The sequence below is a fragment of the Sphingomicrobium aquimarinum genome (assembly GCF_039655735.1).
GTDB classification, from domain to species: Bacteria; Pseudomonadota; Alphaproteobacteria; order Sphingomonadales; family Sphingomonadaceae; genus Sphingomicrobium; species Sphingomicrobium aquimarinum.
Genome location: NZ_JBBYXH010000001.1, coordinates 391,550 through 407,145 on the forward strand (window position 1 = coordinate 391,550; position 15,596 = coordinate 407,145).

Below are 15,596 nucleotides of genomic sequence, written 5' to 3' on the forward strand. Positions count from 1 at the left end.
CCCCTTATAGAAGCCGCATCTGATCGCCCTGCGGGGCACGAAACAGCGCACAGTTGAGCTTGAACTTCTGCCGCCCCATTCCATTCTCGCGGCAGGCTTTCTCGAAGCGCTTGCGGAACAGTTCGGCCCACATGCCCGTGCCGCGCAGCCGCGTGAAGAAATTGGGATCGTTGTCGCGCCCGCCGCGCAGCTCGCGGATCGTCGCCATCACCTTGCGCGCGCGTTCGGGATAATGCTCCTTGAGCCATTCCTTGAACAGGGGCGCGACTTCGTGCGGCAGGCGTACGGGAAGGAAGAAGGCGCTCCGTGCCCCCGCCGTCGCCCCCGCCTCGATGATCGCCTCCATTTCCATGTCGGTGATATGCGGGATGACGGGCGAGACCGACAGATAGACCGGGACGCCTTCCGCGCTCAACGCGTCGATGGCGGCCAGCCTCTTTCGCGGTGCCGGCGCGCGCGGTTCGAGCGTGCGGTGCGTCTTGGGGTCGAGGCTGGTGACGGACAGCGCGACCGCCGCCAATCCCTTGCGGGCCGCCGGGGCGATCAGATCGAGATCGCGCACCACCCGATCCGACTTGGTGGTGATCGTGAAAGGGTGATCGAGTTCGGTCAGCGTCTCGAGGATCGACCGCGTGACGCGCCACCGTTCCTCGATCGGCTGATAGGGGTCGGTATTCGTGCCGAGGGCGATGGGGGCAGGGGTGTAGCCCTTTCGTCCGAGCGTTTCGTGCAGCAGGCGCGCCGCGTCCGGCTTCACGAAAAGGCGACTCTCGAAATCCACCCCGGGCGAGAGGTCGTGATACGCATGGGTAGGGCGCGCGAAACAATAGATGCAGCCATGCTCGCAGCCCCGGTAGGGATTGACCGAGCGATCGAAGCCGATGTCGGGCGAACTGTTCTTGGTGAGGATCGTCTTCGGGCGCTCGATCGTCACCGTCGTTCGTCGTGGTGCGATCCCGTCCAGCGTCTCGACCGCATCGAGCCAGTCACCGTCGGCGACATGCTCTTTCAGGTTGAAACGCGTCGACGTCCGGTTTCCGGTGGCACCACGGCCCTTGCGCGACTCACGAAGCATGATGCCAGCCTATCGCTTGGCACGGAACATAACAAGAACGCTGTCAGGGTCGCATGGTAGCGGGATAGGTGGGCGGACGGCCTTGGACGAGGTCGCGCAGCGCGGCAGGGGTCGTCCCGGCTTCGGCGTGATAGACGAAATAATTGCGCAGCACCGAGGGAATGTAGAAGCGCGTCTCCCAATAGGGCAGACTTTCCATCCACAAGAGCGGATCATCCCCGGGAATGGCTGCCCAGCGCGCCACTGGAACGGGTCCGGCATTGTACGCGGCAATGACCCGCATGAGCTGGTCGCGAGTGGCAGGGTTGCGACGCATCTGTTCGATGAACGCCTGCCCGTGATCGATATTCGTCTCGGGATCCTTGAGCTGCTCGGCGGTCACGCTCTGACCGCGCGAGCGCGCGGTGTCGCGCGCGGTGCCGGGCCGCACTTGCATCAGGCCCACGGCGTCTGCCGGGCTGACGACGTTCTCCCGAAAATCGCTTTCCTGGATGATGTGCGCAAAGGCCAGATAGGGGTCGATTCGCCATCCGTTGTCGGGCGTCCAGTCCGGCGCAGGATAGCGGTCGCGAGCATTGAGCAAGGTGCCGCGCGGTGCGTTGGTCGCAAGATAATATTGAACGCCGAGCCCCAGATCGGCCGCCGTCCTCACGAGGATCTGATGCTGGGTGGGATCGCCGATCCGCGCCTGGTGCCTGAGAAGGGCTTCAGCCTGTGCGCGCCGGTCCATTGCGACCAGCGCGCGCGCCCGTGCGACATTGGGAAGCGCTTCGACCGCTTGGACCTGTGCGGGTGAGGGCGCTTCGACACGCTCGGGCAACTGCCGCCGCTCGCCCAGTCGCTCGCGTGCCAGCTGGCCGTAGAAGGTTTCGGGATCGACCGCGGCGGCGCGCAGGCTCTGTCCGATCCGCTGTGGACGGCGGCACGCCTGTTCGGCGCGCGCAGTCCAGTAATGGCCGGCCGCGCCCAGTTCGCGGTCGCGCGTTCCGAGCGCCGTTTCGCGAAAGGCGCTGGCTGCCGTGTTGCAGTCGTTCTGCCGCCAGCTGGCGAGGCCGAGCACCCAGGCGGACTGCGCGCGCCATTCGCCGCGCCCCGCCGCCATCCCTTCGAGAGCCATGCGACGCGCCCCGCCCATGTCGCCCGAAACGAAATATATCCATGCCGCACGCTGGGCGATTTCCGCCTGCGCTTCGCCCGCAAGCCCTTCGTACGCCACCGCCTGGCGATAGATCTGCTCGGCGGCAGGTCCGTCGTTCGTTTTGATCGCCTGTTCGAGCTGCGCGCGGACTCGCTCGCCGACGGGATCGCCGACGCTTGCGGCGCGAAACCGGCGTGAGGCGCTGCCGATGCTGACGAGGCCGCGTTCGACGGGGGTCGGCGGGGCGGCCGACCCGCGCTCGCGCGCCAGTCGGGACAGGGCCCCGGCTTGCGGAAGTTCGGGCGCGATGGCGACAAGCGATGCCGCCTGCTCGCCGCTGATGAGGGGCGAGCCGGGCGCGGTGTACAACTCGGCCAACGCGTAAGCGTAGAGCGGATCGCGCCGATCCATCCCGAGAATGGAGCGTTGCGCCAGGTCCCATTCGCCGCGCGCCACCGCGTTGAGGATGAGCGGCCAACTCTTGAGCGGCGCGACGACGGGCGTCGGCGTGGGCGCCGGGGTGGGTTGGGTAGGCATGGGCGCCAGCGGGTCGATCTCCTGCGCCGCTACCGGGATGGCAAGGAAACCGGATGCGGCAACCACCGCGGATACGAAAATTTTCATCAAGCCCCCATGAGGATGAGCATGTCTTGCCACGCGAACCGCTTGTCCGCCGGGCGATCGCGCAGTCCACGCGGATGGAACGTCGCGACGGCGGGAATACCTTCGACGCGGTGAAGCTTTCCGCGCGCCTTCGCAATCGGCGCATCGAAAAGTGCGCGTGAAGCGCCATCGCCGAAGACCAGCAGACGCTGCGGCTTCGCATCGCGAAGAAGGCCGCGCGCTGCCGTGACGAGATCGGCTTCGAGTGGCGCACGCGCGGACTGCCCCTCGAGGAATGCGGGGTCGAGAAAGAGGGTCGCCGCTCCCGCGCAATCGATCGCCTTCAGCATCGCGTCGAACAGTTGGATATTGTCGGCACCGACCCCCGTCTCTCCGTCGAGCGGCCGCGCGACGATGATGACGAGCGGCGCCTGGTGCGTCAGTTCAGCCGACACATGCCGCGCACCCAGCCTATTCGAACGGCGTTCGAGCCACGCGGGGATGGCCTCGGTCGCATCGGGCAGTGGTTCGATCGCGGGCGCGTCGGCAGACCTCGGCGACACCGAGACAGCCGCCTTTTCCTCCGGCATCCCTTCGGGCGTGTCGGTAACGACGGGCGCATCGGCGCGAGCCCTCTCTTTGAGAGCAGCGAGGGAACGCCAACTCGGCGCGTTCGATGAAATCGCCGTGTCGACACCGCTCTGCTGCCACCATTGCAACAGCGCGCCCGCTTCCTTCGCCCCGAATCCCGCCATGTTCCCGCTCATGCCGCCGACGATTGGCGATGTTGACGGCGCGGTCAATTCATTGGCAGTGCAGGGGCAAGCCGAACGGACGGCAATTTGCGATCAAGGGAAAAGTGATGAGCGAACGCGAATCCATGGAATATGACGTCGTCATCGTCGGCGCGGGGCCGGCGGGACTGTGTGCGGCGATCCGCCTCAAGCAACTGGCGGCCGAGCAAGAGCGCGAGATCAGTGTCGTCGTGCTCGAGAAAGGCTCCGAAGTGGGCGCGCACATCCTCTCGGGCGCGGTCATCGATCCCAAGGCGTTGGACGAACTGCTCCCGGACTGGCGCGAGCGTGAAGATTGCCCGCTCAAGATCGAGGTGACGCAGAACCATCACTGGATCCTGTCGGACAGCGGCAAGATCAACATCCCGCATCTCATGCTCCCCTCGTTCATGCACAACAAGAATACCTATACCGGGAGCTTGGGGAGCCTATGCCGCTGGCTCGCCGAGGTGGCGGAAGGCATGGAAGTCGAGATTTTTCCCGGATTTGCCGCCGCCGAGGTCCTGTTCAACGATGATGGTAGCGTGAAGGGCGTCGCGACCGGCGACATGGGCATCGCGCGCGACGGCTCCAAGCGACCCGACTACCAGCCCGGGATGGAACTGCACGGCAAATACACGTTCTTTGCGGAGGGCGTTCGTGGCCATCTGACCAAGGAACTCACCGAAATCTTCGGCCTGCGCGAGGAAAGCGGACCGCAGGTTTACGGGATTGGAATCAAGGAGTTGTGGGACATTCCTGCCGAACAGCATCAGGCGGGGAAAGTCGTCCATACCCAGGGTTGGCCGCTCGACGATGCTTGGGGAGGGGGGTTCCTCTACCATCAGGACAACGGACAGGTAGCGTTGGGCTTCGTCGTCGCGCTCGACTACGACAATCCCTATCTTTCGCCTTACCAGGAATTCCAGCGCTGGAAGACGCATCCCGATATCCGCGCCGAGATCGAGGGCGGGACGCGTGTCGCTTATGGTGCTCGCGCCATCAACGAGGGTGGCTACCAGGCCATTCCCAAGCTAGCCTTTCCGGGCGGCGCGCTGATCGGCTGTTCGGCCGGCTTCGTCAACGTGCCCCGCATCAAGGGCAATCACACCGCGATGAAGTCGGGAATGCTCGCGGCGGAGCATGTCGTGGAGGCGCTTGGCGCGGATCGCCAGCATGACGTGCTCGACGGCTACGAGCCCGCCGTCCGGTCGAGCTGGATCGGCAAGGAACTCAAGAAGGTCCGTAACGCGCAGCCTTTCGTCGCCAAGGCGGGCGGCAAGCTGGGGACGATGCTCGCGGGCATGGACATGTGGCTCAACCATCTGAAGATCGGCACGCCCTGGACGCTGAAGCACAAGGCCGATCACAAGCATATGAAGCTCGCGGCGCACGCGCAGCCGATCCATTATCCCAAGCCCGACGGTGTCCTCACGTTCGACCGGCTGACGAACCTGTCCTTCTCCAACACCAATCACGAGGAAGATCAGCCCATCCACCTCGCGCTGAAAGATGCCGAGACGCCGATCACGATCAATTACGATCGCTTCGCTTCGCCCGAGCAGCGCTACTGCCCGGCCGGCGTCTACGAAATCGTCGGCGAGGAAGAGGGCGATCCCAAGCTGCAGATCAACGCGCAGAATTGCGTTCACTGCAAGACCTGCGACATCAAGGACATGACGCAGAACATCAACTGGGTGGTGCCCGAGGGCGGGGGAGGACCCAATTATCCGAACATGTAGTCTTTGCATCGCGCTTGCCCTCGTGTCGGCGGCCACGCCCGCGGGCGCGCAAAACGTCAGCATCCGCTTCAACAGCGTCGACAGCCCGTACGAGCGCTACGTCAGCGCGCGAGCGGCCGATCTCCTGGGCGAACCCGATCGGGCTGCAGAGCTTTATGCCGACTGGCTGGCCTCGGGCGCTTCGATGGATGGCGAGCTCGAAGACAAGGCGGTTCGCAGCGCCATCGCTGCAGGACGGTTCGACATCGCCCGTTCGATTGCCGGACAAAGCGCTGCTCCCGAAGCGCTCGGTCTCGACATGCGCCTGCTGATGCTGGGGGATGCGTTGCGCGAGGCGAACTATGGACGTGCGCTCGAGGTGCTCGTCGACCCGGAAAGCGAGGTGGATCTCAGCTTCATCGAACCGTTCGTTCGAGGATGGATCGATGCCGAAACGCGCAGCCGCGAACATGCGACCCGCGCTGCACGCCGCCTTGCCGCCATCGCCGAGAACCGTCCCCTGTCCCGGCAGGCTCCCGAACAAGCCGCCCTCCTGGCCCTTGCGGCTGGGGATGCCGCGTTCGCGATCCCACGGATCGACGAGGCCCTCGCGCGCTCGGGTCCGCGCGAAACGCATCTGCGGATGGCATTTGCCGAACGGCTGGAAGCACTGGGACGCCCCGACATTGTCGACAGTCTCCTCAATGGTGACAATCCCATCCGCAAGGACGCTCGCGCCCGTCTGGCCGCGGGCGAGCCGATCGGTCAGGCGGTGACGCATCCGGCCGAGGCCTACGCCGAACTGCTCCTCGCGATCGCCATCGATATCGCGCGTAGCGGTGGCGGAAGCGATATGCCGATCCTGCTGGCGCAGGTCGCAAGAGCGACCGCCCCCGACAGCGCGTCCGCCGCCATCGTCACCGGAGCCCTTCTCGAGAATGGCGAACGCACGGACCAGGCCATCGATCTCTATGCCGCTGTTCCGCGCCAATCCCCGCTGGCGCCACAGGCGAGCGACAGTCTTGCACAGGCGCTGATCAGTGTCGGCCGCGTCGAGGAAGCGATAACGCTCGCGACCGAAGCGGCGCGCGAGCTCGGTGCCGGCGCAAGCATTTTCGCGAGGCTGGGGGACACGCTGACGGCTGCCGAGCGCCACGAGGAGGCCGCCGATGCCTACGCAAAGGCGCGCGGGCTTTCCGGAGATCCGGACTGGCAACTCCTCTTTCTCGAGGCATCCGCTCGCTTCGAAGCAGGCGACTGGCCTGCTGCGCGAAGCCTGTTCCAGAGCGCGCTCGCCCTGCGCCCCCAAGAACCTCTCATCCTCAACTTCCTCGGCTATGCGATGCTCGAAAACGGGGAGGAAACCGGTCTTGCGAGCGCCCTCATCCGCAAGGCCAGCACGCTCGCTCCCGACAGTCCCAATATCACCGACAGCCTCGGCTGGGCTCTCTATAAAACAGGGGATGCCGACGGTGCGCTCGAGGCGCTCGAGCGCGCGTCTCGACAGGCCCCTGCGGATCCGGAAATCCACGAACATTATGGCGACGTCCTGTACGCTGCCGGACGGCGGATCGAGGCGCGCTTCGCCTGGGAAGCGGCGCTGACCTACGCAGAAAAACCGCGCGCCATCGAACGCATGCGCGACAAGCTCATCGTCGGGCTGACGAGTGCCAATGCTTCTCCCTGATCCGGTCGCTCCGCCCGTAAGGCTGCGCGAGCCCGCCCCGGCAAAGCTCAATCTCGCGCTTCATGTTCGCGGGCGGCGCGAGGATGGCTATCACGAGCTCGAAACCCTGTTCGCCTTTTGCACGGACGGCGACTGGCTTGAAGCGACGACCACCCCTGCGGATTGCCCCTCGCTCGCGCTGGAACTGAGTGGCCCGTTCGGAAGCGACCTCGATGATGCGGACAATCTGGTTCGCCGTGCCTTCGAGCAGCTTGCCAAGCATGCAAACGCCAATCATCGCGTCGAACTCCGTCTCGATAAGCGCCTCCCGATCGCCAGCGGCCTCGGGGGCGGTTCGGCCGATGCGGCGGCGACCCTGCGCTTGCTGACCGCGCTTTGGCGGATCGATCCTGCCCATGCGCAAGCCGTCGCACCCCGCCTCGGTGCCGACGTTCCGGCATGCCTGCTTTCGATGACCGCGCGGGGCGAGGGCGTCGGCGATGCGCTGGCGCCCGTTGCCTTGCCCGAACTTTCGGACCGGCCCGTGCTTCTCGTCAATCCGCGCATCGCCGTTTCCACGCCGAAGGTGTTCGGCGCATGGGACGGCAACGATCGCGGAGCGCTCGGCGATGACTGGATAGGGGCCCGGAACGATCTCGAACCTCCCGCCATCGCGATGACGCCTGCCATCGCCGACGTGCTTGTCTGGCTCCGCGAGCGGAAGGGTATCGAGATTGCCCGCATGTCGGGGAGCGGCGCCACCTGCTTCGCCTTGTTCAAGAGCGCCGAGGCGCGCGATGCCGCGGCGGACGAATGCCCCGACAAATGGTGGCATTTGGCGACAAGCCTGCGCTAAGGCGCGCGCCATGACCCGACCGATCCTCACCGCCGCGGAGATGCGCCGTCTCGAACAGTCGGCATTCGATAGCGGTACGAGCGAACGCGCGTTGATGGAACGGGCAGGAGCGGCGCTCGCGCAAGCCTGCTTGGCGATGTTCGGCCCGCGCGATACGATCGTGATGGTCGGCACCGGCAACAACGGCGGCGACGGTTATGTCGCCGCGCGCTATCTTTCCGAAGCGGGGGCGAGCGTGAAGCTGCTCCGCTCAGGGGAGCCCGCAACCGACACCGCCAAAGCCGTGGCCGCGGAGTGGAACGGCGAGATCGACGTCCTTGCCGATGATGGGCCGACCGCCGACCTCGTTATCGACTGTCTCTTCGGCACGGGACTGTCGCGATCGATCGACGAGGCAATTGCCGCTCCCGCGCGGCGACTGCTCGGTGCTGCCCGCAGGCGCGTCGCCTGCGATCTGCCGTCGGGCGTCGTCGCCGATACGGGGGAAGTCCTCAGCGACCTGGGGCACTTCGATCTCACGATTGCGCTCGGTGCACCCAAACCGGCCCATCGGCTTGCTCCCGCCATGCATCGCATGGGTCGCGTCGCCAGCGCCGCCATCGGCCTCGACCCTGAAAGCGACTGGTTCGAGCTCGGCGCGCCGGATTTGCCGCCGCTCGACCGCAGCGGGCACAAGTTCGATCGCGGCCTGGTGCATTGCCTCTCCGGTGCGATGCCGGGGGCGATCGCCTTGTCCGCTCACGCCGCGGCGCGCGCGGGGGCCGGTTATGTCCGTGTCTCGACGAGCCGAATGATCGACGGTCTGCCGAGCGCGATCGTCCAGACCGAGGATGCATCGGCACTCCACGACGAACGGATCGGTTGCCTTCTCGTCGGCCCCGGCATGGGTGATATCCCGCCCTTGCTGACGGTGGCGCTGACCAAGACGTATCCCCTCGTCCTCGACGCCGACGCGCTCGGTCATGTCGGCGATCCGGACCGGCTCGTCGGTCACGATGCCATTCTCACCCCGCACGAGGGAGAATTTCGGAAGCTCTTCGGCGAAATCGAGGGATCCAAGCCCGATCGCGCGCTCATCGCCGCCCAGCGCTGCGGCAACGTCGTCGTCTACAAGGGGTCCGACACGCTGATCGCCGCACCGGACGGTCGCCTCGCATTCGCGCCGCCCGCGCCCGCCGCGCTGGCAACCGCGGGGGCAGGGGACGTGTTGGCGGGCATCATCGCCGCCTGCCGTGCGCGCGGCATGCCCGCTTTCGAGGCTGCCTGCGCCGGCGTCTGGCTGCACGGCCGCGCTGCCGAAGCCTGCGAGGCACCCTTCATCGCCGACGATCTCGTTGCCGCGCTGCCGGGGGTGATGTGAGCGAGACGGTCGTCCGCATCGCCGGGCGCGGCGACGGGCTGACCGATGCGGGCACCTATGTCGCGCTCGCGGCACCTGGCGACACGGTCGAGAATGGCGAAATCGTCACGCGCGGCCCTGGTTACCAAGACCCGCCCTGTCGCCACTTCCCGCAATGCGGCGGCTGCCAGCTCCAGCATCTGACCGATGATGCCTATGCCGACTATTGCGCCGACCGCATCGCGGGCGCACTCGCGCAGAAGGGCATCGCGACCGATATCCGCCGGGCACATCTCTCGCCGCCGCAGACCCGCCGCCGCGCCGATCTCAAGGCGCTGAAGCTGGGCCGTAAGCTGCTCCTCGGCTTCACGCGCGAACAGTCGCACCAGATTGTCGACATGAGCGAATGCCATGTTCTCGTGCCCGAACTGTTGGCGCTGATCGGCCCGATCCGCACCTTGCTCGGCGACCTGCTTCCGCCGCGCCGCGCGGGCCGGGTGCAGATGACGCTGACCGACCAAGGGATCGACCTTCTGCTTGGCGGGATCGAGACCGAAGGCCTCGCCGCTGCCGAAGCACTGCCCGCCTTTGCCGAGAAACACGGCCTCGCCCGCCTCTCTATCGACGACGGCTATGGCGCCGAGCCGCGCTACGAACCACAACCGGTTACCATCACGCTGTCGGGCGTCGCGGTGCCCTTTCCGCAGGGCGGCTTCCTCCAGGCCACCGCTGACGGCGAAGCCGCCCTCGTTTCAGGCGTCGGCGCCGCACTCGAGGGGCAGGGGCCACGTCGCCTCGACCTATTCGCAGGTCTCGGCACCTTCGCATTGGCGCAGAACGGGGCTGTCGAGGCCGCCGAAGCGGGGCGCGACACAATCCTGTCGCTGATGCAGGCCGCGCGCCGAGCAGGCCGACCGGTCGAAGCCGTGCACCGCGATCTCTACCGCCGTCCCTACGACGCCAAGGAACTGGCCGCGTTCGATGCCGTCATCCTCGATCCGCCGCGCGCGGGCGCCGAGGCGCAATGCGCGCAGCTTGCCGCATCGTCCGTGCCCGCGATCGCCTACGTCAGCTGCAACCCCGGCACCTTTGCTCGAGACGCGGCGGTGCTGGTCGCGGGCGGCTACTCGCTCGACTGGGTGCAGCCCGTCGGCCAGTTCCGCTGGTCCACGCACGTCGAACTGGTAAGCCGCCTCACCCGCTAGAGGTGATAGGCAACCTCGAGGCCGGCGTGGAGCACGAGCCCGATCAGACACAGGCTCGATCCGACGAAGCCGATCATCCGCACCTTGCCGAAAATCTGCTGGAACGAATGGACGACGCGGAAACCCACATAGCCCCATGCGAGCCACACGTTGATCGAATGATCGGCGTCCATCAGCGCCAGGGCCGTTATCACGGCGTAGAAGAGCGTCGGCTGCTCGACGAGATGCTCGTAATTCTGTCGCGGCCAGCTCGCCTCACGAGGTAGATGCCCCTCGACATCGCGTCCCCGCGTGCCGCGCGGCAGCGCGTTGACATCGATCTTCGCCTCGGGCGAGCGCGCCGCCGTCTGGATCTTCACGATCGCCCAGAAGAGCACCACGATCGTCCAGGCGACGAGCGCCACCATCGGCGCGATCAGCGAATAAGGAATGTCCACGAAAAAGCCCCCCGCAAATGCTGTTGCGGGGGGCTCCTTACGTCAGGTTGGCGACCTTAGTCGAACATCTTTGCAAAGGCGCGCTTGGCACGGGTCTTCCAGTGACCGCGATGATAGGCGTCGCTCGCGAGTAGCGGAAGCACCGAGGTCGCCTCGGCATAGACCATCTGCTCGAGCGCCGTATCGACCTTGCCCCAGCTGCACGCTTCCTGCAGCGTCGAGGAAGAGCAGGCGCCGTCGCGCACGTCGGCGACGGTGATCTGGATCGCATATTTGTGCATCTCGACATCCTCGTGGCCGAGGATTTCCGCGCACACGACCGTGTCTTGCGCGAAGTTTTTCGGCACACCGCCGCCGATCATCAGCAGACCCGTCGTGCCCGCCTTGATCTTGATGTCGGTGAGTTCGCGGAAGTCGGCGATGGCGTCGAGAACCATGTAGTCCTCACCCGCTTTCATGCGGTCGACCTGGTGCTTGACCAGTCCGAAGCCCGCCGAACTGTCCACGAACGCCGGGCAGAAGATCGGCACGTCATGCTCGTAGGCGAGCTTGACGAGGCTGTTGTCCTTCTTACCCTTCTCGCTGAGATACTTGCCCATTTTGCGAATGAAGGCGCGGCTCGAGTAAGGTTTGGCTTCGAGCGAGTTGGCGATCTCGGCGATCGTGTGATCGGTGTCCTGAAGCGCTTCCTCGTCGATGTAGGTATCGTAGATGCGATCGATGTAGAGCGAACGCAGGACTTTATCGTCGGGAATTTCAAGCGCCTGGTAGTGCTTGTGGCCAAGGCCTTCGAAGAAATCCATGTCGACGATGGTCGCGCCGGTGGCGACGATCGCGTCGACCATGTTGTTCTGCACGAGGTCGGCATAGAGATCCATACAGCCGCCCGCCGACGTCGAGCCCGCGACCACGAGAATGACGGAGCAGTCCTTGTCCTCGAGCATCTGATTGTAGATGCGCGTGGCGCGCGCGAGGTCGCGGCTGGTGAAGCTCATCTTGCCCATCGCATCGACGATCGGGCGCGCATCGAAGCTCTTGATATCGATATGCTCGACCACGTTCGACAGCAATTCGGCCTTCTTCTGGCGGTCGATTTGCTCTTCGTGCGGATGGGTGGCGAGATCCTCGCTCATGAAACGTCTCCTAGTAATCCAAAAATGGTGATCGAACGCGCGCTTACAGGTGCACGACGTTACTGGCTTCGTCCTGTTCCGGACGCGGGCCGTACAGCGTGAGCATCGGCTCGTCGGACACGCGCACGACTTCCTCGACGCCGAACCCGTTGAACTGGGTACGCATCGCGTTGCCGTAGGCGCCCAGCATCCCGATCTCGATATAATCGCCGGGGCCGATGTCGTCGGGCAGGAAGAACGGGCCTTCCATCTTGTCCATGTCGTCGCAGGTCGGCCCGAAGAAGCGGAACGGCGCGAGCGGCGCCTCGCTCGGCTCGGAGCGCACCAGCTGCGTCGGGTAGCGCCACCCGATGTGCGCCGCATCGAAGAGCGCGCCATAGGCGCCCTCGTTGATGTAGAGCGTGTTGCCGCGACGTTGCTCGACGCGCGCGAGCACGCTCGAATATTCGGCGCAAAGCGCACGTCCCGGCTCGGCCCACAGTTCGGCCGAATAGCTGATCGGCAGATCCTCGAATTTCTCGTGGATCATCGCAAAGAAGCTTTCGAGCGCCGGCGGCTCCATATCGGGATAGGCGCTCGGGAAGCCGCCGCCGACGTCGACGATGTCGATCGTGACGCTGCTGTCGATGATCGCCTGCCGCACCCGCTCCATCGCATCACCGAAGGCCGCGGTCGCCATTGCCTGGCTGCCTACATGAAAGCACAGGCCGAGCGCGTCGGCGGTCTGGCGTGTCGCCATCAGCAATTCGGTGAGTTCGTCGGGATCGGCCCCGAACTTGGTCGCGAGGCTGAGCTTGGCGTGATCCGACGACACCCGCAGGCGCACCAGCAGGTTGAGGTCGGTCGCACCGCGGGTGGCGCGGCGGATCTTCTCCAGTTCGGCCATGCTGTCGAGGCTGAAGGTTTTCACCCCGTGAATGAAATAGGCTTCCTCGATCGCTTCCTCGGCCTTGACCGGATGCATGAAGCACAAGGTCGCGTCGGGAAGCGTGTCCGAGACAAGCCGTACTTCGCCCATCGAAGCGACATCATAGTGCGTGATGCCCGCTTCCCAGAGAATGCGCAGCAGGTCGGGGTCGGGGTTGGCCTTGACCGCATACAGGCTCTTCCCCGGGAATTTCTCCACGAAGAAACGCGCCGCGCGGAAAGCCGCATGCGGACGGACGAGAGTAACGGGCAGGATGGGCCTGCGGGCCTGAACTAGCCCCAGCGCGGAATGATGGTCGTGCAATTCACGGGACCTCCGAAATGTCCGGCCTCTTACGGCCTGTTCAACACTTGTCGCCTTGCGGAAGTCCCATGGGGCGACGGGCGCGCTATATGGCGCATTCCATGACAATGTAAAGTGGTTAGAAAGGGAGGGACAGGCCCGCCCCCCGAGCCACGGACTTCTCTATATCCACGAAAGGCTTAGCCCATCATGAATGTTCCGATCCGCGACGATGTGCTGGCTGCCAAAGACCGAATCGCCGGGGCCGTTCTACGCACGCCGCTCACATATCATGCGGTGGCGGGCAAGCGGATCGGGATCAAATGGGAGAACAGGCAGACGGGCGGGGCCTTCAAGTTGCGCGGCGCCTCCAACCGTTTGCTCGCGCTGAGCGAGGCGGAGAGGGCGAGGGGCGTGGTGGCCTTCTCGAGCGGCAACCATGCGCGCGGTGTCGCGATCGCGGCACGGCGCTTGGGGATGCCTGCTACCATCGTCATGCCCGCCGATGCACCATCGGTGAAACTCGAAGCGACGCGAGCCGAAGGAGCGACGATCGTCACCTACGACCGGATGCGCGAAAGCCGCGAGGAGATCGCTGCACGGATCGCGGGCGAGACCGGCGCCATCCTCGTGCCGAGCTTCGATGACCCTTTCATCATCGCGGGGCAGGGCACAGTCGGTCTCGAGGTAATCGAACAGGCCGAAACGGCGGTGCAACGCATCCTGGTGTGCTGCGGCGGAGGCGGGCTGTCGGGCGGCATCGCGCTCGCCTGTCCCGATGCACAGATCCTCGTTGTCGAACCCATGGGCTGGGACGACATGGCGCGCAGTATCGCGGCTGGAACGCCGCAAACGGTTGGCGAAAATGCCCCGCCCACCTTATGCGACGCCATCCAGACATTCCGTCCCGCCGAAGCGACGGTCTCGATCCTCCGTGATGCAGGGGCTTATGGCGTCCAGGTCAGCGAGCACGCCGTGCGCGAGGCCGTGCGGTGGGCGTGGCACGAATGCGGGGAAGTGGTCGAACCGGGCGGATCGGTCGCGATCGCGGCTCTACTGTCAGGAGACGTGGCACCGCAGGATGGCGACATCGCGATCGTTAGCGGCGGAAACGTGGATCCCGAGTTGCACGCCGAACTCGTCGGCTAAGGGGCGGTACTCAGGCGACGTTGGCGCGGTAGGGGCCAGGATCCATGCGAGCGGGGCTGGAGCGTTCGACCGCCTGGATGAGCTCTTCCAGCTCCGCCGCGAGAATCTGCAGTTCGGCAGCGAGCACCTTGGGATCGGCATCCTCGAGCCCGGCCGAGGCATCGAGAAGCGTCTCCAGCATCATCGAGATGCAGGGCAGGATCGTTTCCTCGATCCGTTCGAAGGCTTCCTCGAGCCGTGCTTCAGGGCTAACACTTGCCATGTCCAACGCACTTACGCGTGCAGGGTAAAGAAAGCGTGAAATTCGTGGAAAATCTGCCGCCGCTTGCCACCGCCGCTTTGTCCATCGCCATGCTGGCCGCATTTCTGCTGGGCGGCGTCGCGCTGACGCAGGTCCGCAAAGAGGACGCGAAAGCGCGTCAGCGCGGCTGGTTGATGCTCGCGATGGCGATCATCCTCGTCGCCAATGTCCTGATCTGGACGGTCTAGGGCCGAAGATCGAAAGCGGTGCGATTAAGCCGGTTCGTCGCGCACAGACCCGACAGGTCACCTGCGCCTGGTCTGCGAACGGTGAAATTCAGCGGATCGGGCAATCGGGATCGAGCCGATAATCGAGGTAGGTATCGATTTCTTGGAATAGCTCGGGGATCTCGTCGGCGAAAAAATGGTTCGCGCCTTTGATTTCCTTGTGCTCGATCGTGATGTGTTTCTGCGTGCGCAGCTTGTCGACGAGCTTCTGGACACCCTGCGGCGTGACGACCTCGTCGGCGGTCCCCTGAACGATGATCCCGCTCGCCGGGCAGGGGGCGAGGAAGCTGAAATCGTACATGTTGGCGGGCGGCGCGATCGAGATGAAGCCGCGGATCTCCGGGCGGCGCATCAAAAGCTGCATCCCGATCCAGGCACCGAAGCTCACTCCGGCGACCCACGTCACCTCGGCCTCGGGATGGATCTGCTGCACCCAGTCGAGCGCGCTGGCGGCATCCGACAGTTCGCCGATACCGTTGTCGAACGTGCCCTGGCTCTTGCCGACACCGCGGAAATTGAACCGCAGCGTCGCGAAACCGCGGCGCACGAAATCCTTGTGCAGCAGTTGGACAATCTGGTTGTTCATCGTCCCGCCCGCCTGCGGATGGGCATGCAGGATCAGCGCCACGGGAGCGCGCGGGCGCGGCCCCGGAGTGAAACGGCCTTCGAGACGACCCTCGGGTCCGGGAAAAATCACTTCAGGCATACGTGGGACCTTGTTAATGATACAAAGTTGCACGAAACGGGGCTGCGTGCGCTCGGC

At 65.2% G+C, this 15,596-nt stretch carries 15 protein-coding genes; 7 read left to right on the plus strand and 8 right to left on the minus strand.

Annotation, left to right across the window (positions count from 1 at the left end):
- Positions 1–4: 4 nt before the first annotated feature.
- From WJS89_RS02040 to WJS89_RS02050, 3 genes are read right to left on the minus strand one after another with little or no spacing between them, the layout of a single operon-like run.
- Positions 5–1,075 (minus strand): PA0069 family radical SAM protein, encoded by a 1,071-nt coding sequence (locus WJS89_RS02040; RefSeq protein WP_346339266.1) that lies wholly within the window; start codon positions 1,073–1,075, stop codon positions 5–7.
- Positions 1,076–1,118: 43 nt separating this feature from the next.
- Entirely contained in the window at positions 1,119–2,837 is a 1,719-nt protein-coding gene (locus WJS89_RS02045; RefSeq protein ID WP_346339267.1) for a lytic transglycosylase domain-containing protein, read from the minus strand.
- On the minus strand, positions 2,837–3,583 hold the full coding sequence (locus WJS89_RS02050) for a uracil-DNA glycosylase family protein (protein ID WP_346339268.1): 747 nt from the start codon (positions 3,581–3,583) through the stop codon (positions 2,837–2,839). The genes WJS89_RS02045 and WJS89_RS02050 overlap by 1 nt, the downstream gene beginning before the upstream one ends.
- 95 nt (positions 3,584–3,678) lie before the next feature.
- Between WJS89_RS02050 and WJS89_RS02055 the strand changes: the two genes are divergently transcribed.
- The 5 genes from WJS89_RS02055 to WJS89_RS02075 are packed head-to-tail and all read left to right on the plus strand — an operon-like array spanning position 3,679 to position 10,376.
- On the plus strand, positions 3,679–5,331 hold the full coding sequence (locus WJS89_RS02055) for an electron transfer flavoprotein-ubiquinone oxidoreductase (RefSeq protein WP_346339269.1): 1,653 nt from the start codon (positions 3,679–3,681) through the stop codon (positions 5,329–5,331).
- 22 nt (positions 5,332–5,353) lie between these two features.
- Positions 5,354–6,997, plus strand: coding sequence for a tetratricopeptide repeat protein (locus WJS89_RS02060; protein ID WP_346339270.1), 1,644 nt, complete (start codon positions 5,354–5,356; stop codon positions 6,995–6,997).
- The gene (locus tag WJS89_RS02065; protein ID WP_346339271.1) at positions 6,984–7,832 is read left to right on the plus strand and encodes a 4-(cytidine 5'-diphospho)-2-C-methyl-D-erythritol kinase; all 849 of its coding nucleotides are present in this window, start codon (positions 6,984–6,986) and stop codon (positions 7,830–7,832) included. The genes WJS89_RS02060 and WJS89_RS02065 overlap by 14 nt, the downstream gene beginning before the upstream one ends.
- Positions 7,833–7,842: 10 nt before the next feature.
- Positions 7,843–9,192, plus strand: coding sequence for an NAD(P)H-hydrate dehydratase (locus WJS89_RS02070; RefSeq protein ID WP_346339272.1), 1,350 nt, complete (start codon positions 7,843–7,845; stop codon positions 9,190–9,192).
- Positions 9,189–10,376: a class I SAM-dependent RNA methyltransferase gene (locus WJS89_RS02075; protein WP_346339273.1), complete on the plus strand. Its 1,188-nt coding sequence runs from the start codon at positions 9,189–9,191 to the stop codon at positions 10,374–10,376. Before WJS89_RS02070 ends, WJS89_RS02075 begins: the two co-directional genes overlap by 4 nt.
- Here the strand turns inward: WJS89_RS02075 and WJS89_RS02080 are convergent.
- From WJS89_RS02080 to WJS89_RS02090, 3 genes are read right to left on the minus strand one after another with little or no spacing between them, the layout of a single operon-like run.
- A complete protein-coding gene (locus WJS89_RS02080) occupies positions 10,373–10,813 on the minus strand; it encodes an MAPEG family protein (protein ID WP_346339274.1) in 441 nt (146 codons plus the stop codon). The genes WJS89_RS02075 and WJS89_RS02080 overlap by 4 nt on opposite strands.
- 56 nt (positions 10,814–10,869) lie before the next feature.
- Complete coding sequence (locus WJS89_RS02085; protein ID WP_346339275.1) at positions 10,870–11,946, minus strand: 1,9-bis(guanidino)-5-aza-nonane synthase; 1,077 nt, start codon at positions 11,944–11,946, stop codon at positions 10,870–10,872.
- A 43-nt stretch (positions 11,947–11,989) separates the two neighbouring features.
- A complete protein-coding gene (locus WJS89_RS02090; protein ID WP_346339276.1) occupies positions 11,990–13,177 on the minus strand; it encodes a type III PLP-dependent enzyme in 1,188 nt (395 codons plus the stop codon).
- Between the two features lie 189 nt (positions 13,178–13,366).
- Here WJS89_RS02090 and WJS89_RS02095 point away from each other — a divergent pair, with 189 nt between their 5' ends.
- Positions 13,367–14,305 carry a threonine ammonia-lyase gene (locus WJS89_RS02095; RefSeq protein ID WP_346339277.1) on the plus strand — a complete coding sequence of 313 codons (939 nt, stop codon included), beginning with the start codon at positions 13,367–13,369 and terminating at the stop codon, positions 14,303–14,305.
- Between the two features lie 10 nt (positions 14,306–14,315).
- On the opposite strand, the gene WJS89_RS02100 is transcribed toward WJS89_RS02095, so the two are convergent.
- Positions 14,316–14,567 (minus strand): hypothetical protein, encoded by a 252-nt coding sequence (locus WJS89_RS02100; protein WP_346339278.1) that lies wholly within the window; start codon positions 14,565–14,567, stop codon positions 14,316–14,318.
- A gap of 35 nt (positions 14,568–14,602) precedes the next feature.
- Here WJS89_RS02100 and WJS89_RS02105 point away from each other — a divergent pair, with 35 nt between their 5' ends.
- The gene (locus WJS89_RS02105; protein WP_346339279.1) at positions 14,603–14,794 is read left to right on the plus strand and encodes a hypothetical protein; all 192 of its coding nucleotides are present in this window, start codon (positions 14,603–14,605) and stop codon (positions 14,792–14,794) included.
- A gap of 88 nt (positions 14,795–14,882) precedes the next feature.
- Here WJS89_RS02105 and WJS89_RS02110 read toward each other — a convergent pair whose 3' ends face one another.
- A complete protein-coding gene (locus WJS89_RS02110; RefSeq protein WP_346339280.1) occupies positions 14,883–15,539 on the minus strand; it encodes an alpha/beta hydrolase in 657 nt (218 codons plus the stop codon).
- Between the last annotated feature and the right edge of the window lie 57 nt (positions 15,540–15,596).